Genomic DNA, 23,846 nt, shown 5'->3' with positions numbered 1-23,846 from the left:
CATTTGTAAACTTTTAGCAAACTTTTTTGGAAAATATTTATGAAAAGAGTCGTCATCACAGGCATGGGCATTGTCTCAAATATCGGCAATGACTTAGCTACCGTTACCGACAGCCTAAAAAACGGCAAATCGGGCATTATCTTTAACCAAAGCTATGCCGACAATGGCTTTAAATCGTGCGTGTCAGGCTCGATTGACCAAAGCACACTTGACGTATCAGGCATTGACCGCAAATTAAAACGCTTTATGTCGGACGCAAGCCTTTACGCCTATGTGTCTGCCTTGTCTGCCATAGATAACGCAGGTCTCACCCTTGATGATGTGGCGGATAACGTGCGTGTGTCGGTTGTGGCGGGCTCAGGCGGAGCAAGCACGGCAGACGTGGTAGGCTCAGTGGATAACATGAAAGCCAAGGGACTGCGTGGCGTGGGAGCCATGGCAGTACCAAAAATCATGAGTAGCACGGTGTCCGCCACGCTTGCCACAGGGTTAAAGATTAAGGGCATTAGCTATTCGTTGTCGTCCGCTTGTGCCACGTCTAGCCACTGTGTCGGTCATGCCATGGAGCTTATCCAGCTTGGCAAGGCGGACATGGTCATCGCAGGGGGCGGGGAGAGTGAGCATTGGACACAGTCGTGCATGTTTGATGCCATGGGGGCGATGAGTACGAGCTACAACGACACCCCCACAACTGCAAGTCGCCCTTATGATAGCACCCGAGACGGCTTTGTCATTGCAGGTGGTGGCGGTATGGTGGTTGTTGAGAGCTTAGAACACGCACAGGCTCGTGGAGCGACAATCCTAGCGGAAATCGTGGGCTATGGGGCAGCATCAGACGGAGCGGAAATGGTCGCCCCAAGCGGAGAAGGGGCAACTCGCTGTATGCAAATCGCCCTATCGCAGGCAGGGCTTGACACGGTGGATTATGTCAATTCGCACGGCACATCAACTCCGCTTGGCGACATCACGGAACTACACGCCATTGCAGAGGTGTTTGGCGGTGCGGACAAAACCCCGCCCATTAGCTCCACCAAATCCATGACAGGGCATAGCTTGGGAGCGGTAGGCGTGCAAGAGCTGATTTATTGCGTGCTGATGATGAATAACGACTTTATCGCCCCAAGCATTAACATCACCGACATGGACGAAAGAGCCAAGCCTTTTGACATTGTTGAGACTACACGCCAAACCAAGATTAACTCAGCAATGAGTAACAGCTTTGGTTTTGGTGGGACAAATTCGGCGTTGGTGGTGAAAAAGTTTGAAGGTTAATAAACTTAAAAAAGTCCGTTGTGATGACGGGCTTTTTTGTGTTAATATGGTTTGGGGTAATAAGAAACCAAAGGGTTTTTAAAATTACCATAAAATGAGTGTTTAAGTAAGATGCGTATCACGCACCATTAAAATTTCAGGCTTTGGTTCAAAAAGTATGCTACAAAGAAAACCGTTCGTGGCGAGCTTGGGAAACCTAACGGTTTTCCTACCCGCAGGCAGGCTCAGGGCGAACGGAAAACCTAGTTTGGCATACTTTTTGGATTACTATCAAATTTCAAAGCACCTTACTAGACCAAAAATGAAAAAGACAGAAATTTTTAGGAATAAAAATAACAATTCAGGGTTACAACCACCCACCCTTACCAAAAGGTTAGGTGATGAGTTGTTTGAATTATTTGCCAATTTTGACGATGATTTTATTTGTGCCGTAGAAGATAGGGATAATGAGCCACCCCAAGAGCGAGAAAAACTTGATTGTATTGATGACAAAAGCTGTGGATTGAATGATTTGGCATAAATTTAACCCTTTCCCTTTTTTCCATTTTCCCTTACAATTCGCCTTTTTTCTTTATCATTTTAAAAATGCTCACACACCACTTTACCACCACCCACAGTCCAAGCGAGCTTACCGCCTTGATTGCCACGCACCACCCCGATTGGCGGGTGTGTTTTTTAAACAACAATCATCGCCCCGTGATTGCCATTTGCCCAAAAACCGCTTGGCAGATTGAATTTGACGGCACATTTACCGCCCACCGCTTTGACCGCCACACAGGGCAAACTACCGCCTACGCCACCACTTACAGCGATTGGCAAAATGAACTCATCGCCTATGGCAAAAACTTGGATTGCCCTAGCCAAAAAGACGAATACACCCACGGCTTAATGGGCTTTATCGGTTATGACCTATCAGCTCATGAATTAAATCCTAACATCGCTATCAAGCCCAACCAGCCTTGTGCTTATTTTGGGCATTATGATATTTATATTAAGCCGTGCGAGCATGGATTTGACTTGATTGGCATAAATGCTGATAAAGATATTTTTGATGAAATAAAAAATAGTTTGGCTGATTTATTAAATAAAAAATCACCAAAACCAACATCCGCCCAATTTATATCATCATGGCAAAAGCAAGATTACAATCACACCTTTAACCAAACCCAAGAATATATCAAGGCAGGCGATACTTATCAAATTAACCTGACCCAAAAATGGCAAGCGGATTTGGCTAATTTAGCCAGTTATTTGTCATATTTTCAAGATAAAATCAATGCCCCATTTGCAGGGTATTTAAAATTAGGAGAATTTGAAATTTTATCAGTATCGCCTGAATTGTTTTTTGAATTTCATAAAATAGAAAATAATATCCATATCATCACAAAACCCATAAAAGGCACACGCCCACGCCATGATGATATTGATATAGACAATGAATTAAAAAATGAACTCAAAAACAGCGAAAAAGACATTAGCGAAAATTTAATGATTGTGGATTTACTGCGTAATGACTTGGGCAAATATGCCAAAATCGGCACGGTAAAAACACCCAAACGCTTTGCCATTGAAAGTTTTAAAAATGTACATCATATGGTCAGCACCATTACCGCCCAATTAAAAGACGTACATAGCCTAGAAGTCTTATTTGGCAGTTTGCCAGCAGGGTCAATCACAGGCACACCCAAAAAACGGGCGTGCGAGATTATCCATGAATTAGAAATCTCCCCCCGTGGGGCGTATTGCGGAACCATGGGCTATATGAATTTTGACGGTACGGGTAATTGGAATGTACTCATTCGCACGTTGCAAAAATGGCAAAAAACAGAACTTTGGGCAGGAGGCGGTATTACCATAAAATCGGATATGGAGAGTGAATACCAAGAATGTTTGGATAAAGTGGGGAATATATTGCAGATGATACATGGCGAGTGTGAATAAATGCACCCATGTTCCCAAATATGCTATACTTATGCCAAATCGGAAAATAATAAGCCCGTTCTTTCATTTTATAATACCACTTATTCCAAAACGACATAAGAGCCTTTTCATGTTTCACTTTACCGACCAAACTGCCTTTTTAGACAACATCACCACACTTGCCAACACACACATCGCCCCCAAAGTCATCGACATCGATAAGGGTTATTACCCCCTAGCTGAGATGGCTGAGCTGGGCAAGGCAGGACTGTTCGCCCCACACCTAAACGCCCACGGCAACCGCTTTGATTTGGCAATCCTTGCCAATGCCAACGTGGGGCGAGTGTGTGGCACGACCGCTTTTTTGACGTGGTGTCATCAAGTGATGGGGCTGTATATTGACCAATCGGACAACAGCCTGTTAAAGGGCGAATTTTTGGACAACCACGCCCTTGCCCACACCTTTGGCGGTACGGCACTGTCCAACCCGATGAAGACATGGGCAAACATCGAGAGCATGAAATTTGTCGCTAAAAAGGACGGTAGCGGCTACAAAGTTAGCGGTATCCTGCCGTGGATTAGCCACATCAAAGACGGTCAATACTGCGGTGCCGTGGCACAGATAGATGGCACGGACGATGAAGTGTTTTTCCTTTTGCAGTTTGATAAAGCACGCCAAAGTTCGTGGCAACTGCACCCTTGCCCTGCATTTAGTGGCATGGAAGGGTCTAGCACGCTACGTATTGAGCTGACCGACTACCCCATCAGTGCCGATGACATCATTGCCTTGCCCTGCAAAGCATTCATCGCCCGTATTCGCTCGGCATTTGTGCTCATGCAACTTGGTATCGGAGCAGGGATTATCATGGGAGCCATTGACGACATCAAAGAAGGCACGGCGGTCTCCAACGCCTTTTTAGAAGACCAAGCAGGCAGTCTAACCTTGGAGCTTGACAATCTGGTCGCCAAAACCCTAAGCCTTGGCAAAGATCCCTTTAACAGCGACAAAGAGTTTTTCTTAGACGTGCTAAACGTGCGTGAACAAGGGGCAATGCTGACCCTAAAAGCCACCCAATCTGCCATGCTTCACCAAGGAGCAAAAGGCTATCTGATGACTGCCCACCCCCAACGTCGTCTGCGTGAAGCTCAGTTTGTGGCGATTGTCACGCCTGCCATCAAGCATTTGCGTTATCTGTCTCATCAGCTGATGGATGAACCCAAAGTTCGTCCGATTGAGTATTTTATTTAAATTTATAAAAAGGTAATCATGACAACTTCCCCCACCGATGGTCGTGGTGCATGGCGTAAATTCATCTGCCTTGCCTGTGGCTATATCTATGATGAAGAACTGGGTGACCCCGAAGACGGCTTGCCTGCTGGCACTCGTTTTGAAGACATTCCCGATGACTGGCAATGTCCGCTGTGTGGCGTACGCAAAAGCGACTTTGAGCCTTATGAAGAGACAAGCCACATCGCCCCTGCCGTTGTCTTTGACCGCACCGAGCGTGGCGTGGTCATCGTTGGGGCGGGTCTTGCAGGTTGGGCGATGGTAGACGCTTTGCGTGCTTTGGACAAGGACTTGCTCATCACACTCATCAGTGCCGATGACGCCGACCGTTATCACAAGCCCATGCTGTCGGTCGCCCTATCCCAAAACAAAGGACGAGCCGAACTGGTGCGTGCCACGGGCAGTCAGTCTGCCCTTGATAACAACGTACGTCTGCTTGCCAACACCTACGTTACCAACATTGACACCCACACCCAGAGCCTGCACACCACCCGTGGCACGGTATATTATGACAAACTCATTCTCGCCATCGGTGCTAGCCCTGCCTATCCGCCCACCATCGCCAAAGAGATGGCATGGCACGTCAATCATTTGGAGCGGTTTGACGAACTCAAATCCCGCCTAACCACCCCCAAGCACGTCGCCATCATCGGGGCAGGCATGATTGGCACTGAGCTTAGCGAAGACTTGATAAAGGCAGGTCATAAGGTCAGTCTCATTGACGTACACCCCCGACCCTTATCCGCCCTACTGCCTGCCATGGCAGGTGAGCGGATTTTAAACGCCATTGTAGCCCTTGGGGTAAATTGGCTCGGTCATAGCATGGTCAAAGGTGTAAATGCCACCGCACACGGCTATGAGATTGATTTATTTGACTGCGACAACGAGACGGTCAGCCTCTTACTGGTCGATGAAATCATCGTCGCCACAGGGCTTCACGTTCACGAACGCCTGCCCTTGCGTGCCAATCTGACCTTTAACAAGCACACAGGCATCGCCGTCAATCCCCAAACCCTACAAACGAGCGTGCCTGACATCTACGCCCTAGGCGACTGTATCAGCATTGATGGCATGCCTTGTCGCTATGTCGCCCCCCACCGCTCACAGGCGAGCGTCATTGCAGGGCAAATCATCCAACAAGACGGACAGGGCACCATCTACAAACACACCCCACCGATGATTCGCCTAAAAAATAAATGCATCAGCGTCACCGCCAATGGTCTGCCCAAAGGCGTGGGCGACTGGCATGTGCTTAGCGATGATGATAATGGGCTTGTGCTTGAGATGAGAGAGCATGGCAATGTCGTGGCAACAGCAACGATAAAATCACCCTAACAAGCAAAAATACAAAGATAAAAAATATTCGGGGCGATGATTTGCCCCATTTTTATGAACGACGACATTTTATAATCGGTTCACCTCAAATACACCATCAAAGGGCGTGGAAAGCACGCCCCCACAAAGACATTTTTCATATTTGCATTGGTGCAAATTGGGGTTAATTTGCCATAATTGAGCTTACAATACTTTGAACGACAAAAAAACAACCGTAAATCGCTCTACGGTTGTTCATGCCATGGAGTGCCAAAATTAGAATGCTAGGTGAGCACCTACGCCCCACATGTTGGCATCAGAGTTTAGGTAGTTATAACCTGCTTCGATACCGAAGTTAGCGGTTGGTTGGAAACCCAGACCCACGCCACCAGCGATTGACGTTTTGTCTGTTTCGCTAGAATATAGGTTGCTGTTGGTTGTTTTGTTTTCAACTTCTGTTTTAGACAGACCCAATTTACCTTTGGCATAGACTGGTGAGTTGTTGAAGTGGTAACGATAATTACCATACGCACCATAAGTCTTCGCTTTTAGTTCGTAATCATTGCCATTATGGTTATATTTTTCGCTGTCAGCACCTTGGTATTCTAGCTCAACACCGACGTTTTGGTCGAAGTTATAACCACCATATACGCCATAAGCAGTCAAGTCACCTTTATGACCACGAGCGTTATCAACGTCAAATTGACCTACTTTTACGCCCACATAAGGCTGACCCACGCTATTTGCACCGTAGCTTACAGCAGCAGTAGCACTCATTGCCAATAGTGATGACGCACCAAGAGCTAGTAGGGCTTTGTTTAATGTTTTCATGGTTTCTCTCCAATTGTAGTGCAAGCACCGAGTTTGTTTATTATTTCGTCATCTGATGGTTCGTCATCAGTGCCGATGTGTGTATAGTAACAAAATATTTCTTAAAAACTGTGCGTATTTGTGGTGTCAAATGTAAAGTTTTGCAAAATTTCGCCCTACCCCCTTTTACATCTGCCCAATTTTGCAATATTTTGTTACTTTTATCACAATCCATGCCCAAATATTGCGTTATTTTGCCAAAAACATTCTTATTTATCATCAAAAACACCCAAAATCAGTTCAATCTTTTTAAAATTTTTGAAAATTTCAGCAAATTTTCCCCAAAAATTTTTAAAATCATCAAAAATTCTGGCGATTTTTGGTAAAAATGGGTAAGTTTTACATAAATTGTTACAATTTACGCCAAATTTTCATGATTTCTTGGTCAATGTTACAAACTTTTTGATAAAATCTAAGTTAAATCTTTTGGTAAATTTTAAAAATAGGCAAATTTATGACAAAATCACTCATCATTTTTGATTTGGATGGCACACTCATTGACAGCGTGCCTGATTTGGCGGATGGCGTGGACAAAATGCTTGCTCATTTTGACAAATCCCCTGCTGGCACCGACAACGCACGGACATGGGTGGGTAATGGCTCGGTGAAACTCGTGGAGCGGGCATTAGTGTGGGCGGAGCTATCACTTGACAATTTGCACCACGCCCATGAGATATTTTTAAAAGAATACGCCACTTGTCAAGGCAAAACGGTGGAGTACAATGGGGTAACGGACGGATTAAACTGCCTTATAACACAAGGCTTTACACTGGCTCTTTGCACCAATAAGCCCGCCCAATTTTTGCCCGACATTTTAAATAACATGGGCTGGACGGACAAATTCGCCTGTGTCATTGGGGGCGACAGTTTGCCTACTAAAAAGCCAGACCCCGCTCCGCTTTTGCACATTTGTGATACGCTTGGCATGGACAAATCGCAAGCGGTCATGGTGGGCGACTCCAAAAATGACATCTTAGCAGGACAAAACGCAGGGATAACCACGCTTGCCCTAACCTATGGCTATAACTATGGCGAGCCGATTGCCGACAGTCGCCCTGATGAGGTGTTTGATAATTTTGGCGATTTGGTTACATCTCTTTTATAACTCACAAAAACACACCCCAAAGACCTTGCTTGAGGTGTGTGCTGTGGTTTATTGACCGAACATTTGGACGTTTAGCCTTCCACCACAGGGATTTTACCGATTTTGGCTTGCCAGATTTTTGGGGCGGTGGCGTGTACCGATACACCATTGCTATCCACCGCCACCGTTACGGGCATGTCCTTGACTTCAAATTCATAAATCGCCTCCATGCCAAGCTCAGGAAAGGCAACCACTTTGGCGTTTTTGATGGCTTTTGAGACCAAATATGCCGAACCGCCCACCGCCATGAGATACACTGCTTTGTTGTCGGCGATGGCTTCACAGGCGATTTTGCCACGCTCGGATTTACCAATCATACCCAAAAGACCTGTTTGTTCTAGCATTTGACGGGTAAATTTATCCATACGAGTGGCAGTTGTCGGTCCTGCTGGCCCCACCACTTCATCACGCACAGGATCAACAGGTCCAACGTAGTAGATGAGTTTATTGGTAAAATCTACTGGCAAGGTTTCGCCATTATTTAGCATGTCAGTCATGCGTTTGTGAGCAGCATCTCGCCCTGTGTAGATTTTGCCGTTTAATAATAGCACATCGCCTGTTTGCCATGTCGCCACTTCTTCTTTGGTTAGGGTATCCACATTGACACGCTTGCCACTGTCGGGGCTATAAGTAATATCAGGATACACGTCCATGCTTGGCGGTTCTAGGTTTACCGCCCCTGTGCCGTCAAGTTCAAATTCCACATGGCGAGTGGCAGCACAGTTAGGAATCATCGCCACAGGTTTACTGGCTGCGTGCGTTGGATAGTCTAGGATTTTGACATCAAGCACGGTGGTCAATCCGCCCAAGCCCTGTGCCCCAATGCCAAGTGCGTTTACCTTTTCAAAGAGTTCAAGGCGTAGACTCTCTGTGGTAGAAAGCTCTGCTCCGCTTTCGGCTTTGGCTTTTAGCTCATGAATATCAATATGGCTCATGAGACTCTCTTTTGCCAAAAGGGTTGCTTTTTCAGGCGTGCCACCGATACCAATGCCCAAGATCCCCGGTGGACACCACCCTGCACCCATTTCAGGAATGCTCTTTAACACCCAATCCACGATACTGTCAGACGGGTTTAGCATGGCAAGTTTGGATTTGTTCTCGCTACCGCCCCCTTTGGCGGCACAGGTAACTTCTACCTTGTCGCCTGCCACGATTTCCATATGAATGACGGCAGGGGTATTGTCTTTGGTGTTCACTCGTTTGCCTGCAGGGTCGGCAAGTACGCTGGCTCGCAGGGTGTTATCAGGGTGATTGTAGGCACGGCGAACGCCTTCGTTGACCATGTCCGCCACGCTCATGTCACTGTCCCACGTTACGTTCATGCCGACTTTTAGGAACACTGTTGCAATCCCTGTATCTTGGCAAATCGGACGTTTGCCTTCGGCACACATACGGCTGTTTACCAAAATTTGGGTCATGGCGTCTTTGGCGGCGGGGTTTTCTTCACGCTCTAAGGCTTCGGCTAGGGCTTCGATATAATCGGTGGGGTGATAGTAGCTGATGTACTGAAATGCGTCTGCGATGGAGGCGATAAAGTCGTCTTTTTTGATGACAGTCATGTGAATTCCTTGTGATTGGCTCGCTAAAAAGCTGGCTGTTTTTATGGTCAAACAAATTTACAATAAGACAAACGAGACGAACGAAGTTGTACAAATAGTACTATGAGTGGGTGTGACGCAAGTATTATTGCAAAGTTGGCAGACCATTTGCTAAAAGCGGTATTATTGTAGCACAGATTATTACTGCTTTAAAATGTTTTTCCTAATTACCGCACAGGGTAATTGTACCACATCCCACAAAACAACAAGTGTTTAAAATAAGACCCATTTTACAAAGTTCTCACTCTACTATGTTTAATAGAAAGTTTGACATAACCACTTACTCAAACTAAATTTAATACAGTACAAATTAACAAGGCGTACTCATCATTGATGGCATCTTTACAGATATGATAAAAATTTGATGATTTAATCAATTTTTGCATGGGAAATAACAAAAACAGACTCACCCTAATTTTAAAGTTTTTAGCTATAATTTAACACCAATCGTATTTTTATTTGCCAGAAGCACCAACAAACCAAAATTTATGCAACAAAAAAACCAAACCTTAAAAAAGATTTGGTTTTTGTAGAAGTATTGACTATTATGGGCGGTCAACCAATTCTACATAAGCCATTGGTGCATTATCACCATCACGATAACCGCATTTGATGATACGCAAATAACCACCTGGACGAGTCTTGTAACGTGGTCCTAGCTCATTGAAAAGCTTACCAACGGTTGCCTTGTTACGAGTACGGTTAAAAGCAAGACGACGGTTTGCAACGCTGTCTTCTTTTGCCAGAGTGATGAGTGGCTCTGCTACACGACGTAGCTCTTTTGCTTTTACCAACGTAGTTTTAATTAGCTCATGTTCAATCAATGAATTGGTCATGTTTTGGAACATAGCCTTACGATGGCTGCTGGTGCGACCCAGCTTGACTCCGCTATTACGATGTCGCATGGTCAGTATCCTTTAAAATTAACGGCTACGGTAAGAAAAACGGTCATCAACTCGCAAATCGCTTGGTGGCCAGGTCTCTAAACGCATGCCCAACTCCAAACCTTTTGACGCAAGTACGTCTTTGATTTCAGTCAATGATTTCTTACCTAAATTTGGTGTTTTTAGAAGTTCAGTTTCAGAACGTTGCACCAAATCACCGATGTAGTAAATGTTTTCAGCTTTCAAGCAGTTTGCTGAACGAACCGTTAGTTCAAGGTCGTCCACTGGGCGTAATAGCACAGGGTCAATCTCTTCTTTTTCTTTAACTGGTTCAGGGGCTTCTTCGGCTTCTAAATCAACGAAGATTGCAATTTGTTGTTGCAAAATCGTAGCCGCCTTACGAATCGCCTCTTCAGGGTCAATCGTGCCATTAGTTTCAAGCTCAATGATGAGCTTATCAAGGTCGGTACGTTGCTCAACACGAGCATTTTCAACGTCATAAGCCACACGCAAAATAGGGCTAAAACTTGCATCAAGTTTTAAACACCCAATCGCTTTAGAATTGGCATCTTCACGACGTTGATTGGCAGGCTCATAGCCACGACCCATTACCACACGCAAACGCATTTTTAAATGCCCACGTTCACTTAGTGTACCAAGTACCAATTCAGGGTTGGCAATCTCAACATTATGTGGCAACTCAAGGTCAGCAGCAGTTACAACACCTGCACCCTTTTTATCCAATGTTAAATAAGCTTCGTTTTGGTCATGTAAGATGATTGCCAAACCTTTTAGGTTCAAAAGCAAATCTAGTACATCCTCTTGTAAACCCTCTAGTGTTGAATACTCATGATCAACGCCTTCAATTTCAGCTTCAATCACGGCAGCACCAGACAACGAAGATAAAAGAATGCGACGAAGAGCATTACCTAATGTATGCCCAAAGCCACGTTCTAACGGCTCGAGCGTGACCTTAGCAGTCGTTTCATTAACCGTATCTACATTAATTGCAGACGGTGTTAGAAACTCAGTTACATTTGTCATAAGTCACCTCGATTAGTTCGGATTATTTAGAATATAGTTCTACAATCAAGCTTTCGTTAATTTCAGCAGGTAGGTCACTGCGATCTGGTGCAGTTTTGAACGTACCTTGTAGTTTGCTGTGATCAACTTCTAGCCATTCTGGAATGCCACGTTGAGTCGCAAGCTCTACTGCGTTTTTAATACGAAGTTGTTCTTTTGACTTCTCATGCACAGCAATCACATCACCGTCTTGAACTTGGATTGAAGGAATGTTCACACGAACAAACTCATCACGACCTGCTTTTTTTAGCAGGATTGCACGGTGGCTTACCAACTGACGTGCTTCTGCACGAGTAGCACCAAAGCCCATACGATAAACAACGTTATCCAAACGGCGTTCTAGCATACCAAGTAGGTTTTCACCAGTAGCGCCACGCATACGAGCAGCTTCTTTATAGTAGTTTGAGAATTGACGCTCAAGCACACCATACATACGTTTTACTTTTTGCTTCTCGCGAAGTTGTAGGGCGTATTCAGAGGCTTTATTTTGGCTATTGCCATGCTGACCAGGTACGCGACCTGATTTTTTTGTCTTAACGTCGTAAGCTTTTACACCTGATTTGAGTTGCAGGTCAGTACCTTCACGGCGAGACAATTTTAGTTTTGGACCAATATAACGGGCCATGAGTTATCTCCTTAAACGCGGCGTTTCTTAGGCGGGCGGCAGCCGTTGTGTGGAATTGGGGTTACATCGCTGATGCTGTTAATTTTATAACCCAATGCACCTAATGCACGAACCGCAGACTCACGACCTGGTCCTGGACCTTTAACCAAGACATCAACGTTTTTAACACCATAGGTTTCTTGTGCTGTTTTACCAGCAACTTCAGCAGCAACCTGTGCAGCAAAAGGCGTTGATTTACGTGAACCACGGAAGCCTTGTCCACCTGAGGTGGCCCAAGCCAATGCATTACCCTGACGATCGGTAATGGTTACAATGGTGTTATTAAAAGACGCATGAATATGGGCGATACCTTCAGATACCGAACGACGTGCCACTTTTTTGCGGCTACGAGTGTCTTTTGCCATCTTTTAGCTTCCTAAATTAGTTACTTTTTAATTGCTTTGCGAGGACCTTTACGGGTACGCGCGTTAGTTTTAGTGCGTTGACCACGAACTGGAAGACCACGGCGGTGACGAAGACCACGGTAGCAACCCAAATCGACCAAACGCTTGATGTTCATTGAAATTTCGCGACGAAGGTCACCTTCGGTAGCGTAATTTGCAACTTCTGCACGAACAGCATCCAGTTGTGAATCATCTAACTGACCAATTTTGGTGGTCTCGCTGATACCTACGGTTGCCAAGATTTTCTTAGCAGTAGTGCGACCAATACCAAAAATGTAAGTTAGCGAAATCACAGCGTGTTTGTTGTCCGGAATGTTTACACCGGCAATACGAGCCATTGATTTCTCTCCGTTAGCACAAATGCTAGGCATTTGCTGTTTTACTCTACTGCTATCCTAGATAACAGCATGGCAATTAGCGGATGATACAATATCCGCTACAAAATTGCAAGTATTAATTTGTAAAATTAACCTTGACGTTGCTTATGACGTGGCTCTGAACTGCAAATAACGAGTACTTTACCTTTACGGCGTACGATTTTGCAACTGCCACAGATTTTTTTAACAGACGCTTGAACTTTCATGTCTACTCCTAATGTCATTTAGACTGGATTAAAGTTTGATCATGGTATTGATGGGTCATCAGATGTGCTTGCACCTGTGCAATGAAGTCCATAAGTACAACCACCATAATCAATAAAGATGCACCACCCAACTGAAAAGGCACGCCAAATGACGTTTGAATTACCATTGGCATTAGGCAAATGATCGCCATATACATCGCACCAATAAACGTTAGGCGATTTAGGACAAAATCCAAATATCGTTTCGTTTGCTGTCCTGGGCGTATACCAGGAATATAAGCACCACTACGCTTTAAATTCTCTGCCACCTCACCTGGGTTAAACATCAATGCTGTATAAAAATAACAGAAAAAGATGATTAGCACGCCAAACAGTAATAAGTACAAAGGACTGCCTGGTTGTAAGATGAGTGAAATGTTCTGCATGATATTTTGCAGTGTGGTTGGATTCGTCGAAGAACCTGCCCATTGCCCCAAACTTGCAGGCAACATCAGCAATGAGCTAGCAAAAATCGCTGGAATCACCCCTGCCATATTGAGCTTTAATGGCAAATGTGATTGTTGCTGAGCATAAACTTTACGCCCTTCTTGCTGTTTTTGAGCATAATTAACAGGCACACGACGTTGGGCACGTTCAATATAAACAATGCCAGCCGTCACTGCCAAACCCAATAAAGCAAAGATAAGGACAACCATTAAGTTCATGTCTTGACTAAATGCACCTGCAATCATGCCAGGGGCACTTGATACGATGCTGGCAAAAATAAGCATGGATATGCCGTTGCCAATGCCACGCTCAGTAATCTGCTCACCAAGCCACATCAAGAACATCGCTCCTGCGACCAATGAAGTTACCGCAGGAATCATGAAAGTCAAACCAGAGCTTAATGTCAAACCACCTGCAACAAGACCTGCTGACATACCAACCGCTTGCACAAATGCCAAAGCCAGTGTGCCTTGTCTCGTGTATTTATTTAAAATACGCCGACCAGATTCACCTTCTTTTTTTAGGGCATCAAGCGAAGGTATCACCGCTGACATCATCTGCACCACAATGGATGCCGAGATATAAGGCATGATACCCAGTGCCATGATGGACATACGCTCCAAAGCACCGCCTGAGAACATGTTAAACATGCCTAAAAAGGTGTTTTGACTGCCATCAAAAAATTGAGCAAGACGAATAGGATTCATGCCTGGTACAGGAATGTGCGAACCTAAACGATAGACAACCAACGCCCCAAGCAAAAATAACATGCGATGCCATAGCTCATCGTACTTACGAATAAAAGCCAATGGATTTAATGGAATGCCTGATTTAGGCGTTGATTTAGACATGGATTACTCCTCGACGCTACCACCAGCGGCAACGATGGCTTCTTTTGCACCTTTAGTAACTTTTACGCCTTTAAAGGTTAAAGCACGGCTAATCTTGCCTGATAGGATAATACGAGCACGCTTCATGTCACCACGGATGATATTAGCAGCTTTTAGCGTTTCAAGTGTTACCTCATTGCCTTCAATTTTGTTAAGCTCTGACAAACGCACTTCAGCTGTTGTCAAGGCTAGTTGGCTGGTAAAACCAAATTTTGGCAAACGGCGATAGATAGGCATTTGACCGCCTTCAAAGCCCACTGGAATGCTTGAGCCTGAACGTGAAGTTTGACCCTTGATACCACGGCCACCAGTCTTACCTAGACCTGAACCGATACCACGACCACGACGTTGGGCAGTCTTTTTTGCACCCACTGCTGGGGCAAGTTCATTTAAACGAAGACCCATTACGCTTCCTCCACTTTAACCATGTAATACACACGATTTACCATACCACGAGTAGATGGTGTATCTTCTACTTCTACGGTATGACCGATGCGACGTAGTCCCAAACCTTTTAGGCAGGCTTTATGGCTTGCCAAACGGTGTGAGCTAGACTTAGTTTGAGTAATTTTCATTGTTTTCATAACACTCACCTACTCTTAGCCCAAAATTTCTTCAACAGACTTGCCACGTTTAGCAGCAACTTGCTCTGGTGAAACCATGTCACGCAGACCTTTAAAGGTTGCATAGACCACGTTGGCAGCATTGGTAGAACCATAGCATTTTGCCAATACGTCTTGAACGCCAGCAACTTCTAGCACAGCACGCATTGCACCACCAGCAATAACGCCAGTACCTTCTGATGCAGGTTGCATGTATACTTTTGATGCACCGTGACGAGCATTAATAGGGTGTTGTAGTGTTGTGCCAGCAAGCTCAACAGTAATCATGTTACGCTTAGCGGCTTCTAGTGCTTTTTGGATGGCAGCAGGCACTTCACGAGCCTTGCCACGACCAAAACCAACACGACCATTACCATCACCAACCACTGTCAATGCAGTGAAGGAGAAGATACGACCGCCTTTTACAACTTTTGCCACACGGTCAACGGCAACTAATTTTTCTACCAAACCGTCAGTTTGTTCAACTTTTGCCATGATTAGAACTCCAATCCGTTTTCACGAGCAGCGTCAGCTAATGCTTTAACACGGCCATGATATTTAAAACCACTACGGTCAAATGCAACCTTAGTAATACCCGCAGCTTTTGCACGCTCTGCAATCAATGCACCCACAGCTTTTGCTGCTTCAACATTACCAGTCGCACCTGAGCGAAGGGTTGAGTCAAGGGTTGATGCTTGAGCCAAAACCACACCACCTGTTGGGGCGATGATTTGGGCATAGATGTGACGTGGCGTGCGAGTAACGGTCAAACGGTTAGCACCTAATTGACGAATATGGGCACGGGTTTTTTTTGCTCGGCGAAGACGAGCTGATTTTTTATCCAACATGTTTGCTCACCTTACTTATTTTTTCTTAGCTTCTTTACGAAGAACCACTTCATCGCTATAACGAACACCTTTACCTTTATAAGGCTCTGGTGGACGGAAGCTACGAATCTTAGCTGCTGCTTGACCCAATTTTTGTTTGTCGTTTGATTTTAGAACGATTTCAGTTTGGCTTGGACTTTCGGCAGTCACACCTTCAGGAAGATTATAAGCAATCGGGTGAGAGAAACCTAGGTTAAGGTTTACCACGTTGCCAGCAACTTGGGCACGGTAACCAACACCGATAAGTTGCAAACGACGCTCAAAACCTTCACTCACACCTTGAACCATGTTGTTCAACAATGCACGCACAGTACCTGTGTGCATCCACGCTTCTTTGGTGTCTTTAACAGGAGCAAGAATAACCACGTTATCTTCTTGCTTTAGCTCGACCAAATCATGCAGGCGTAAAGACAAAGAACCGTTCTTGCCTTTAACTTCAACCTGCTGACCGTTCAAAGTAACGCTGGTACCTGCAGGTAGCGTTACTGGGGCTTTAGCCACACGAGACATAGGAATTTCCTTTAATGATAAAAACAACCATCAATAATTGATGGCAACGAATAGCAACCAATTCTCACTATCCAAGATAATTTAAATTGGTTAAGAAATCAGGGTATTATAACACAAAAAATCCTTAGAGTAAACTAAGGATTTTTATTTTTATCACTTTAAATAAAAATAACAAATAAAGTGATTAGGCAACCAAAGCGATAACTTCACCGCCGATGCCAGCTGCACGTGCTGCACGGTCGCTCATGATGCCTTTGCTGGTAGAGATGATGGCAACGCCCAAGCCTTTTTGAACGCTTGGCAGTTCATCTTTACCACGATATTGGCGTAGACCAGGACGGCTATAACGCTTAAGTTCAGCGATGACGCCTTTGCCTTGGTAGTATTTTAGTTCAATGTTTAGAACTTTTTTGTTGTTTTCGCCGTCAACAACTTCAGCAGAAGTTAGATAGCCTTCAGCAACCAATAAATCAGCAATTGATTTACGTAGCTTAGAAGCAGGCATTTCTACACTTGGCTTATTTCTTGATTGTGCGTTGCGAATGCGGGTTAGCATATCAGCAACTGGATCTTGCATACTCATTGCGATACTCCTTACCAGCTAGCTTTACGAACGCCAGGTACATCACCTTGCATTACACGCTCACGCAACTTGTTGCGTGATAGACCAAATTTACGGAAATAGCCGTGTGGACGACCAGTCAAGCCACAGCGATTACGCAAACGAACTGGTGATGAGTTACGTGGCAATGCTTGTAGAGCAAGCATTGCGTCTAAACGCTCTTCATCACTGGCATTTACATCACTGATGACTGCTTTTAGCTGTGCACGCTTCTCGGCGTACTTAGCAACTGTTTTTTCGCGTTTTAATTCGCGATTAATCATGCTTTTCTTAGCCATAACGTTTACCTTATCTAAATGGGAAACCGAATGCTTTTAGCAATGCACGACCTTGGTCGTCATTAGCAGCAGTCGTTGTGATAGTGATGTCAAGACCACGAATACGGTCAATTTTATCAAAATCAACTTCAGGGAAAACGATTTGTTCTTTGATACCTAGCGAGTAGTTACCACGACCATCAAATGCTTTTGCAGAAAAACCACGGAAGTCACGAATACGAGGAATCGCAATGGCAATTAAGCGGTCTAAGAATTCGTACATTTGGTCGCCACGAAGGGTAACTTTACAGCCAATCGGCCACTCTTCACGAATTTTAAAGCCTGCCACTGATTTGCGTGCTTTGGTAACAACTGGTTTTTGACCAGCAATGACAGTCATGTCTGCCAAGGCACCTTCAAGTAGTTTTTTATCTTGTGCTGCACCACCAACACCCATGTTTAGAGTGATTTTGGTGATTTTTGGCACTTGCATGACATTTTCTAAGCCAAGCTCATCTTTGATTTGTTGCTTTAGCTTATCATTGTATAAAGATTTTAATCTTGCCATTACTATATACCCTTAGTATCTTATGCAGTCGCCACTACTTCACCAGTAGAACGATAGATACGGACTTTTTTGCCCTCTTCGTTTACTTGGTAAGCAACACGATCTGCTTTTTGGGTTGCTGCGTTATAAATCGCAACGTTTGAAATGTGTAGAAATGCTTCTTGCTTAACGATGCCACCTTCTTTACCTAGCATTTGGTTAGGTTTTTGGTGTTTGGTTACAATGTTAATGCCTTCAACTTTTACACGGTCTGCTTTAACCGCCAAAATTGTGCCTTGCTTGCCTTTATCTTTGCCAGCAATCACAACCACGGTATCGCCTTTGCGTAACTTTGCCATAGGATAGCCTCTAAAAGTTTACAGTACTTCTGGTGCTAGTGAAACAATTTTCATGAATTGCTCACCACGTAATTCACGGGTAACAGGTCCAAAAATACGAGTTGCGATAGGTGCTTTGTTATTGTTTAGAATAACTGCCGCATTATCATCAAAACGTAGTACAGAGCCGTCTGGACGACGTACCCCTTTTTTGGTACGTACAACAACCGCATTCATCACGTCGCCTTTTTTAACACGACCACGAGGAATGGCTTCTTTTACTGTTACCTTAATAATATCGCCAACTGATGCATAACGACGATGCGAGCCACCCAGTACTTTAATGCACTGTACACGTCTTGCACCACTGTTATCTGCAACTTCCAGCATTGTTTCAGTCTGAATCATCGCATTACTCCATAAATAATAATACAATAAAAGCCATTCGCTCCAATTTATGCTATTTTGCACAAATTTGGTAGATGAACGCCAATAAAGACGTTCATTATACTAGCAAATGACTTTTAATGCAAATAACTTTAAATTTTTACCGCAGTTTCAACCACGTCTACCAAAGTCCAAGTTTTAGTCTTTGAGATAGGACGTGTTTCTTTGATACGAACGATATCACCTTCTTGACAAACGTTGTTTTCATCGTGAGCTTTAAGCTTAGTAGAACGACGAACTTGCTTGCCATACATTGGGTGACGAATTTGGCGTTCAACAAGGACAGTGATAGACTTGTCCATTTTGTTGCTGATAACTTTACCAGTCACAACACCGACTTCTTGAGTTTGGTTATTCTCGCTCATGCGTCGCCTCTTTGTTTTTCGTTAAGCAAAGTCAAGATTTTTGCAATCGTGCGACGATTTGCTTTAACTTCGTGAGTGTTACCTAGCTGACCTGTTGCTTTTGCCATGCGTAGGCGAAATGCGTCAAGTTGCTTTTCGTCAAGCAATGTAGCCAGCTCTTCTACTGATTTTTCACGTAATTCGCTTGTTTTCATTACATTACCGTCCGTTTAACAATGGTGGTTTTGAAAGGTAGCTTAGCAGAAGCCAATGTCAAGGCTTCACGCGCAAGCTCTTCGCTCACACCTTGGATTTCGTATAGCATTTTACCCGGCTTGATTTCGGCTACCCAGTACTCAACTGGACCTTTACCTTTACCCATACGAACTTCCAATGGTTTTTCGGTAATTGGTTTGTCTGGGAATACACGAATCCAAATTTTACCGCCACGCTTGATGCGACGAGTAATGGTACGACGAGCTGCTTCAATTTGACGAGCAGTCATGCGACCACGACCGATAGATTTTAGACCAATCTCACCAAATGCAACGGTGTTACCACGTTGGGCAAGGCCTGTGTTACGACCTTTGTGCATTTTGCGGAATTTGGTACGTTTTGGTTGTAACATGGCTTACCCCTTGTCTGAATTGCGACGGTTGCTGGTACGACCACGGCGTTTTGGTGCACGAGTCTTCTCTTCTGCAACTGGATTGTAAACGCTGTTCATGCCGTCTAGAATTTCACCACGGAAAATCCAAACTTTCACACCTATAGTACCGTAAGTGGTCTCTGCACGAACTTCTGCATAATCAATGTCAGCACGCAATGTGTGTAGTGGCACACGACCTTCACGATACCACTCAGTACGAGCAATCTCAGCACCACCTAGACGACCTGACAACTCAACTTTGATACCGCCAGCACCAGCACGCATGCTGTTTTGCACGGCACGTTTCATCGCACGACGGAACATCACACGACCTTCAAGCTGTCTGGCAATACCAACAGCAACCAAACGTGCGTCTAGATCAGGCTGAGTAATCTCTTGGATATTTACCTGAGCAGGAACGCCCATAAGCTTGGTTAGGTCTTTTTGAAGTGCTTCAATGTCAGCACCTTGTTTACCAATAATCACACCAGGACGTGCTGAGTGAATGGTAATCTTAGCGGCACCCGTAGGACGCTCGATGCTGATGTTGCTTACCATGGCTTCTTTTAATTTATTGCGTAGAAAATCACGCACTTTGAAGTCATTTAGCAAGTATTCAGAGTATTGCTTTGGATTTGCGTACCAGTTAGCGTTGTGCTTTTTGATAACGCCCAAACGAATACCAATTGGATGTACTTTTTGACCCATGATTATGCTCCTACTTTAACAGTGATGTGGCAAGTGCGTTTGCTGATACGGTCAGCACGACCCTTGGCACGGGGCATAATACGCTTCAAAGTAATACCTTCATCCACATAGATGGTAGAAACACGCAGTGTGTCAATGTCTAGACCATTGTTGTGTTCAGCGTTTGCAATTGCTGATTGTAGGCATTTTTTAACAAGTTTAGCACCTTTTTTGTTGCTAAATGTCAAAATGTCTAAAGCACGCTCGATTGATTTACCACGAACTTCGTCCGCAACCAATCTTACTTTTTGTGCCGAAATGGCGGCACCACGTAATTTTGCAGTTACTTCCATGGTAGCACCTTATCTCTTAGATTTTTTGTCAACGCCATGACCACGATATGAACGGGTTGGGGCGAATTCACCAAGTTTATGACCAACCATTTGCTCACTCACGATAACAGGTACATGGGTACGACCGTTGTGAACAGAAATGGTCAAACCGACCATTTGTGGTAGAATCATGGAACGACGAGACCAAGTTTTGATTGGCTTACGGCTGTTTGTTTCTAGGGCGTTTTCTACCTTAGAAAACAGATGTGCGTCAATAAACGGGCCTTTTTTTAACGAACGAGGCATAAAACTCTTCCTTTATTTCTTGGCACGACGGCGACGGATAATCATACTGTCAGTACGCTTGTTAGAACGAGTCTTAAGACCCTTAGCTTTCTGACCCCAAGGACTGGTTGGGTGTTTACCAAAGTTACGTCCTTCACCACCACCGTGTGGGTGATCAATCGGGTTCATTGCCGTACCACGAACGGTAGGACGAACGCCACGCCAGCGTGCTGCACCTGCTTTACCAAGTGATTTTAGGTTATTTTCAGTGTTAGAAACTTCACCAATAACCGCACGGCAATTTGCGTGAATACGACGGGTCTCACCCGAACGTAAACGAACAATCACATAAGCACCGTCACGACCAAGCAGTTGAACCGCTGCACCAGCAGAACGTGCAAGTTGTGCACCTTTGCCAATTTTTAGTTCGATGTTGTGAATAACGGTACCCACTGGGATATTTTTAAGTGGCAAGCAGTTACCTGGACGGATAGGAGAACCCTCACCAGATTGAACCTGATCACCTACTGCCAATTTTTTAGGTGCAATGATATAACGACGCTCACCGTCTGCATATTTTAGTAGGGCAATGTGTGCAGTACGGTTAGGGTCATATTCAATACGCTCAACAGTTGCAATGATGCCGTCTTTGTTGCGTTTGAAGTCAATTAGACGATAATGTTGCTTGTGACCACCACCGATATGACGAGTAGTGATACGACCGTTGTTATTACGACCACCAGTTTTTGCTTTTGATTCAACAAGCGGTGCATAAGGACGACCTTTATAAAGGTGTGGATGCACAACTTTTTCAACAAAGCGGCGACCTGGTGAGGTTGGTTTTGCTTTTACGATAGGCATGGTTATGATCCTTATTCGTTAGTCGCTGTTTCGCCAGTGGCTTCTTCACCAGCACCGATTTGTACGTCTGAACCCGCTTTTAGTGTTACATACGCTTTTTTCACGTCTGAACGCTTGCCAACAACACGACCAAAACGCTTGGTTTTACCTTTGGTATTTAGCGTGTTTACTTTGACAACTTCAACACCTTCAAACATAAGCTCAACGGCTTGTTTGATTTCACGCTTGGTTGCACTGCTGTCCACTTTGAAAACTTGAACACCTAGGCTATCACCCAAACGTTGAGATTTTTCAGAAAAAACAGGGGCTTTTAGTACTTGATATAGTCTTGCGTTACTCATGCTAGTGTCTCCTCAAATTGCTTGGCGGCTTCAACCGTCATGATAACTTTGTCGAAAGAAACCAAGCTAACTGGGTCAACTTCACGAGTACCTAGCACATTCACGTATGGAATGTTGCGAGCTGCCAAGTATAGATTCTCATCAACTTCGTGAGTAACAATCAATGCGCGTGGGGCATTTAGCTCGGCAAGTTTAGCAACCAAACCTTTGGTTTTTGGGCTATCAACACTGATAGAGTCCACCAAAACCAAACGCTCTTGGCGCACAAGCTCTGCTAGGATGCATTGCATGGCACCACGATACATTTTGCGGTTTACTTTTTGAGACCAGTCTTGTGGTTTGGCGGCAAATGCACGACCACCACCTACCCAAATTGGTCCACGGATAGAACCCGCACGGGCACGACCAGTACCTTTTTGACGCCATGGTTTTTTACCGCCACCAGATACTTCGCCACGAGTTTTTTGTGCACGAGTACCTTGACGAGCACCAGCTAGGTAAGCAGTTACGACTTGGTGTACTAGGGCTTCATTGAACTCACGACCAAATGTCGTTTCTGATAGTTCAACCGCCGCACCTGTAACAGTTTTTAAATTCACGTTAATCCCCTCAACTAGGCTTTGACTGACGGACGTACGATAACATCGCCACCATTAGCACCAGGCAAGGCACCTTTGATGACCAGTACACCTTTTTCGGTATCAATAGACACAATTTCAAGGCCTTGAACAGTAACACGTTTGTTACCCATTTGACCTGGCATTTTTTTGCCTTTGAATACTTTACCCGGTGTTTGGTTCTGACCGGTAGAACCAAGTACACGATGCGACACAGAGTTACCGTGTGTGGCGTCCTGAGTGCGGAAATTATGGCGTTTTACGCCACCTTGGAAGCCTTTACCCTTAGACTGACCAGTAACATCAACCAACTGACCAACTTCAAATAAATCCACCAAAATATCGCCACCAACTTCACGACCTTCAAGTTCGCTTGCGTCAGCTCTAAATTCCCAAACACCACGGCCAGCGGCAACGCCAGCTTTTGCGAAGTGTCCTTTTTGTGCAGCAGTTACACGGCTTTCACGACGCTCACCTGTAGTGACTTGAATTGCGTCATAACCGTCAGTGTCTACTGTCTTGATTTGTGAGATACGGTTTGCGTTAACCTCAACCACTGTTACAGGAATAGATGCACCTGCCTCAGTGAAGATTCGGGTCATACCACGCTTAATACCGACTAAACCAATCGCCATTTTAGACCTCTTACTTATAATCGTTTATATTAAACCAGTTGTTCTTAGCCTAGGGCGATTTGAACATCAACACCGGCCGCCAAATCTAACTTCATCAATGCGTCTACTGTTTTGTCAGTAGGTTGAACGATGTCAATCATGCGTTTGTGGGTGCGAATTTCATACTGGTCACGAGCGTCTTTGTTGACGTGTGGTGATGTCAATACGTTGAACCGCTCAATACGAGTCGGCAAGGGAACAGGACCACAAACTTGTGCACCTGTACGCTTTGCGGTATCGACAATCTCTTGTGCCGACTGGTCAATCAGACGATGGTCGAAAGATTTTAGTCGGATACGGATTCTCTGGTTAGCCATGCCAACAAGCTCCTAAATTAAGTGCTTTATAAAACTTCCATCGCTTGGATTTCAGTCATGTTATTTTGATTAAATTTTGTCCTAGAACCGCTTTGGACAAAATAATACAATCCCTGTCCGCCAGACATG

At 44.7% G+C, this 23,846-nt stretch carries 36 protein-coding genes; 6 read left to right on the top strand and 30 right to left on the bottom strand.

What is annotated here, in order from left to right; translation table 11 throughout:
* The first annotated feature begins 39 nt into the window (after nt 1-39).
* From K941_RS0104415 to K941_RS0104395, 5 genes are all read left to right on the top strand, one after another.
* Nucleotides 40-1,272: a beta-ketoacyl synthase N-terminal-like domain-containing protein gene (locus tag K941_RS0104415; RefSeq protein WP_029102660.1), complete on the top strand. Its 1,233-nt coding sequence runs from the start codon at nt 40-42 to the stop codon at nt 1,270-1,272.
* Nucleotides 1,273-1,657: 385 nt separating this feature from the next.
* The gene (locus tag K941_RS17955; protein ID WP_265596813.1) at nt 1,658-1,792 is read left to right on the top strand and encodes a hypothetical protein; all 135 of its coding nucleotides are present in this window, start codon (nt 1,658-1,660) and stop codon (nt 1,790-1,792) included.
* A gap of 65 nt (nt 1,793-1,857) precedes the next feature.
* The gene (locus K941_RS0104405; protein ID WP_029102659.1) at nt 1,858-3,213 is read left to right on the top strand and encodes an anthranilate synthase component I family protein; all 1,356 of its coding nucleotides are present in this window, start codon (nt 1,858-1,860) and stop codon (nt 3,211-3,213) included.
* 109 nt (nt 3,214-3,322) lie between these two features.
* Nucleotides 3,323-4,441 (top strand): acyl-CoA dehydrogenase family protein, encoded by a 1,119-nt coding sequence (locus K941_RS0104400; protein WP_029102658.1) that lies wholly within the window; start codon nt 3,323-3,325, stop codon nt 4,439-4,441.
* 18 nt (nt 4,442-4,459) lie between these two features.
* Complete coding sequence (locus K941_RS0104395) at nt 4,460-5,815, top strand: FAD-dependent oxidoreductase (RefSeq protein ID WP_051225871.1); 1,356 nt, start codon at nt 4,460-4,462, stop codon at nt 5,813-5,815.
* A 255-nt stretch (nt 5,816-6,070) separates the two neighbouring features.
* Here K941_RS0104395 and K941_RS0104390 read toward each other — a convergent pair whose 3' ends face one another.
* The gene (locus K941_RS0104390; protein ID WP_029102656.1) at nt 6,071-6,625 is read right to left on the bottom strand and encodes a porin family protein; all 555 of its coding nucleotides are present in this window, start codon (nt 6,623-6,625) and stop codon (nt 6,071-6,073) included.
* 493 nt (nt 6,626-7,118) lie between these two features.
* On the opposite strand from K941_RS0104390, the gene K941_RS0104380 reads away from it, so the two are divergent.
* A complete protein-coding gene (locus K941_RS0104380; RefSeq protein ID WP_029102654.1) occupies nt 7,119-7,769 on the top strand; it encodes a phosphoglycolate phosphatase in 651 nt (216 codons plus the stop codon).
* A 71-nt stretch (nt 7,770-7,840) separates the two neighbouring features.
* Here K941_RS0104380 and K941_RS0104375 read toward each other — a convergent pair whose 3' ends face one another.
* From K941_RS0104375 to rpsJ, 29 genes are all read right to left on the bottom strand, one after another.
* Entirely contained in the window at nt 7,841-9,367 is a 1,527-nt protein-coding gene (locus K941_RS0104375) for a fumarate hydratase (RefSeq protein ID WP_029102653.1), read from the bottom strand.
* A 584-nt stretch (nt 9,368-9,951) separates the two neighbouring features.
* Nucleotides 9,952-10,311: a 50S ribosomal protein L17 gene (rplQ, locus tag K941_RS0104370; protein ID WP_029102652.1), complete on the bottom strand. Its 360-nt coding sequence runs from the start codon at nt 10,309-10,311 to the stop codon at nt 9,952-9,954.
* Nucleotides 10,312-10,329: 18 nt separating this feature from the next.
* A complete protein-coding gene (locus K941_RS0104365; protein WP_029102651.1) occupies nt 10,330-11,334 on the bottom strand; it encodes a DNA-directed RNA polymerase subunit alpha in 1,005 nt (334 codons plus the stop codon).
* 22 nt (nt 11,335-11,356) lie between these two features.
* Nucleotides 11,357-11,998, bottom strand: a complete 642-nt coding sequence (rpsD, locus tag K941_RS0104360) for a 30S ribosomal protein S4 (RefSeq protein WP_029102650.1) — start codon at nt 11,996-11,998, stop codon at nt 11,357-11,359.
* Between the two features lie 11 nt (nt 11,999-12,009).
* Nucleotides 12,010-12,402: a 30S ribosomal protein S11 gene (gene rpsK, locus K941_RS0104355; RefSeq protein ID WP_003656963.1), complete on the bottom strand. Its 393-nt coding sequence runs from the start codon at nt 12,400-12,402 to the stop codon at nt 12,010-12,012.
* A 20-nt stretch (nt 12,403-12,422) separates the two neighbouring features.
* Entirely contained in the window at nt 12,423-12,779 is a 357-nt protein-coding gene (rpsM, locus tag K941_RS0104350; protein ID WP_029102649.1) for a 30S ribosomal protein S13, read from the bottom strand.
* Nucleotides 12,780-12,907: 128 nt separating this feature from the next.
* Nucleotides 12,908-13,024 carry a 50S ribosomal protein L36 gene (rpmJ, locus tag K941_RS16775; protein WP_036364264.1) on the bottom strand — a complete coding sequence of 39 codons (117 nt, stop codon included), beginning with the start codon at nt 13,022-13,024 and terminating at the stop codon, nt 12,908-12,910.
* 14 nt (nt 13,025-13,038) lie between these two features.
* On the bottom strand, nt 13,039-14,361 hold the full coding sequence (secY, locus tag K941_RS0104345; protein ID WP_036387461.1) for a preprotein translocase subunit SecY: 1,323 nt from the start codon (nt 14,359-14,361) through the stop codon (nt 13,039-13,041).
* Between the two features lie 3 nt (nt 14,362-14,364).
* The gene (rplO, locus tag K941_RS0104340) at nt 14,365-14,805 is read right to left on the bottom strand and encodes a 50S ribosomal protein L15 (protein ID WP_029102647.1); all 441 of its coding nucleotides are present in this window, start codon (nt 14,803-14,805) and stop codon (nt 14,365-14,367) included.
* Nucleotides 14,805-14,984, bottom strand: a complete 180-nt coding sequence (rpmD, locus tag K941_RS0104335; RefSeq protein ID WP_029102646.1) for a 50S ribosomal protein L30 — start codon at nt 14,982-14,984, stop codon at nt 14,805-14,807. Before rpmD ends, rplO begins: the two co-directional genes overlap by 1 nt.
* Nucleotides 14,985-14,999: 15 nt before the next feature.
* Nucleotides 15,000-15,497, bottom strand: a complete 498-nt coding sequence (gene rpsE, locus K941_RS0104330; protein WP_029102645.1) for a 30S ribosomal protein S5 — start codon at nt 15,495-15,497, stop codon at nt 15,000-15,002.
* A gap of 2 nt (nt 15,498-15,499) precedes the next feature.
* Entirely contained in the window at nt 15,500-15,850 is a 351-nt protein-coding gene (rplR, locus tag K941_RS0104325; protein WP_036387459.1) for a 50S ribosomal protein L18, read from the bottom strand.
* A 15-nt stretch (nt 15,851-15,865) separates the two neighbouring features.
* Nucleotides 15,866-16,399 carry a 50S ribosomal protein L6 gene (rplF, locus tag K941_RS0104320; protein ID WP_029102643.1) on the bottom strand — a complete coding sequence of 178 codons (534 nt, stop codon included), beginning with the start codon at nt 16,397-16,399 and terminating at the stop codon, nt 15,866-15,868.
* A gap of 184 nt (nt 16,400-16,583) precedes the next feature.
* Nucleotides 16,584-16,982 (bottom strand): 30S ribosomal protein S8, encoded by a 399-nt coding sequence (rpsH, locus tag K941_RS0104315; RefSeq protein ID WP_029102642.1) that lies wholly within the window; start codon nt 16,980-16,982, stop codon nt 16,584-16,586.
* An 11-nt stretch (nt 16,983-16,993) separates the two neighbouring features.
* On the bottom strand, nt 16,994-17,299 hold the full coding sequence (rpsN, locus tag K941_RS0104310) for a 30S ribosomal protein S14 (RefSeq protein ID WP_029102641.1): 306 nt from the start codon (nt 17,297-17,299) through the stop codon (nt 16,994-16,996).
* 10 nt (nt 17,300-17,309) lie between these two features.
* Nucleotides 17,310-17,846, bottom strand: coding sequence for a 50S ribosomal protein L5 (gene rplE / locus K941_RS0104305; protein WP_029102640.1), 537 nt, complete (start codon nt 17,844-17,846; stop codon nt 17,310-17,312).
* A 20-nt stretch (nt 17,847-17,866) separates the two neighbouring features.
* Nucleotides 17,867-18,184 (bottom strand): 50S ribosomal protein L24, encoded by a 318-nt coding sequence (gene rplX / locus K941_RS0104300; RefSeq protein WP_029102639.1) that lies wholly within the window; start codon nt 18,182-18,184, stop codon nt 17,867-17,869.
* Nucleotides 18,185-18,202: 18 nt separating this feature from the next.
* Nucleotides 18,203-18,571 carry a 50S ribosomal protein L14 gene (rplN, locus tag K941_RS0104295; RefSeq protein ID WP_029102638.1) on the bottom strand — a complete coding sequence of 123 codons (369 nt, stop codon included), beginning with the start codon at nt 18,569-18,571 and terminating at the stop codon, nt 18,203-18,205.
* A gap of 131 nt (nt 18,572-18,702) precedes the next feature.
* A complete protein-coding gene (rpsQ, locus tag K941_RS0104290) occupies nt 18,703-18,975 on the bottom strand; it encodes a 30S ribosomal protein S17 (RefSeq protein ID WP_029102637.1) in 273 nt (90 codons plus the stop codon).
* The gene (gene rpmC, locus K941_RS0104285) at nt 18,972-19,169 is read right to left on the bottom strand and encodes a 50S ribosomal protein L29 (protein WP_029102636.1); all 198 of its coding nucleotides are present in this window, start codon (nt 19,167-19,169) and stop codon (nt 18,972-18,974) included. The genes rpsQ and rpmC overlap by 4 nt, the downstream gene beginning before the upstream one ends.
* Entirely contained in the window at nt 19,169-19,582 is a 414-nt protein-coding gene (gene rplP, locus K941_RS0104280; RefSeq protein ID WP_029102635.1) for a 50S ribosomal protein L16, read from the bottom strand. The genes rpmC and rplP overlap by 1 nt, the downstream gene beginning before the upstream one ends.
* A 3-nt stretch (nt 19,583-19,585) precedes the next feature.
* Complete coding sequence (rpsC, locus tag K941_RS0104275; protein WP_029102634.1) at nt 19,586-20,311, bottom strand: 30S ribosomal protein S3; 726 nt, start codon at nt 20,309-20,311, stop codon at nt 19,586-19,588.
* 2 nt (nt 20,312-20,313) lie between these two features.
* On the bottom strand, nt 20,314-20,643 hold the full coding sequence (gene rplV, locus K941_RS0104270) for a 50S ribosomal protein L22 (RefSeq protein ID WP_029102633.1): 330 nt from the start codon (nt 20,641-20,643) through the stop codon (nt 20,314-20,316).
* Nucleotides 20,644-20,652: 9 nt separating this feature from the next.
* A complete protein-coding gene (rpsS, locus tag K941_RS0104265) occupies nt 20,653-20,928 on the bottom strand; it encodes a 30S ribosomal protein S19 (RefSeq protein WP_029102632.1) in 276 nt (91 codons plus the stop codon).
* A 12-nt stretch (nt 20,929-20,940) separates the two neighbouring features.
* Nucleotides 20,941-21,768 carry a 50S ribosomal protein L2 gene (gene rplB / locus K941_RS0104260; protein ID WP_029102631.1) on the bottom strand — a complete coding sequence of 276 codons (828 nt, stop codon included), beginning with the start codon at nt 21,766-21,768 and terminating at the stop codon, nt 20,941-20,943.
* An 11-nt stretch (nt 21,769-21,779) separates the two neighbouring features.
* Nucleotides 21,780-22,109: a 50S ribosomal protein L23 gene (gene rplW, locus K941_RS0104255; RefSeq protein ID WP_029102630.1), complete on the bottom strand. Its 330-nt coding sequence runs from the start codon at nt 22,107-22,109 to the stop codon at nt 21,780-21,782.
* Nucleotides 22,106-22,708, bottom strand: a complete 603-nt coding sequence (gene rplD, locus K941_RS0104250) for a 50S ribosomal protein L4 (RefSeq protein ID WP_029102629.1) — start codon at nt 22,706-22,708, stop codon at nt 22,106-22,108. Before rplD ends, rplW begins: the two co-directional genes overlap by 4 nt.
* Before the next feature lie 14 nt (nt 22,709-22,722).
* The gene (rplC, locus tag K941_RS0104245; protein ID WP_029102628.1) at nt 22,723-23,361 is read right to left on the bottom strand and encodes a 50S ribosomal protein L3; all 639 of its coding nucleotides are present in this window, start codon (nt 23,359-23,361) and stop codon (nt 22,723-22,725) included.
* 44 nt (nt 23,362-23,405) lie between these two features.
* The gene (gene rpsJ / locus K941_RS0104240) at nt 23,406-23,717 is read right to left on the bottom strand and encodes a 30S ribosomal protein S10 (protein WP_003656991.1); all 312 of its coding nucleotides are present in this window, start codon (nt 23,715-23,717) and stop codon (nt 23,406-23,408) included.
* Nucleotides 23,718-23,846: the final 129 nt, after the last annotated feature.

It is taken from the genome of Moraxella caprae DSM 19149, assembly GCF_000426885.1.
GTDB lineage: Bacteria > Pseudomonadota > Gammaproteobacteria > Pseudomonadales > Moraxellaceae > Moraxella > Moraxella caprae.
Note: the sequence above shows the minus strand (reverse complement) of the source record. Positions and strands in the feature narration are given on the sequence as shown.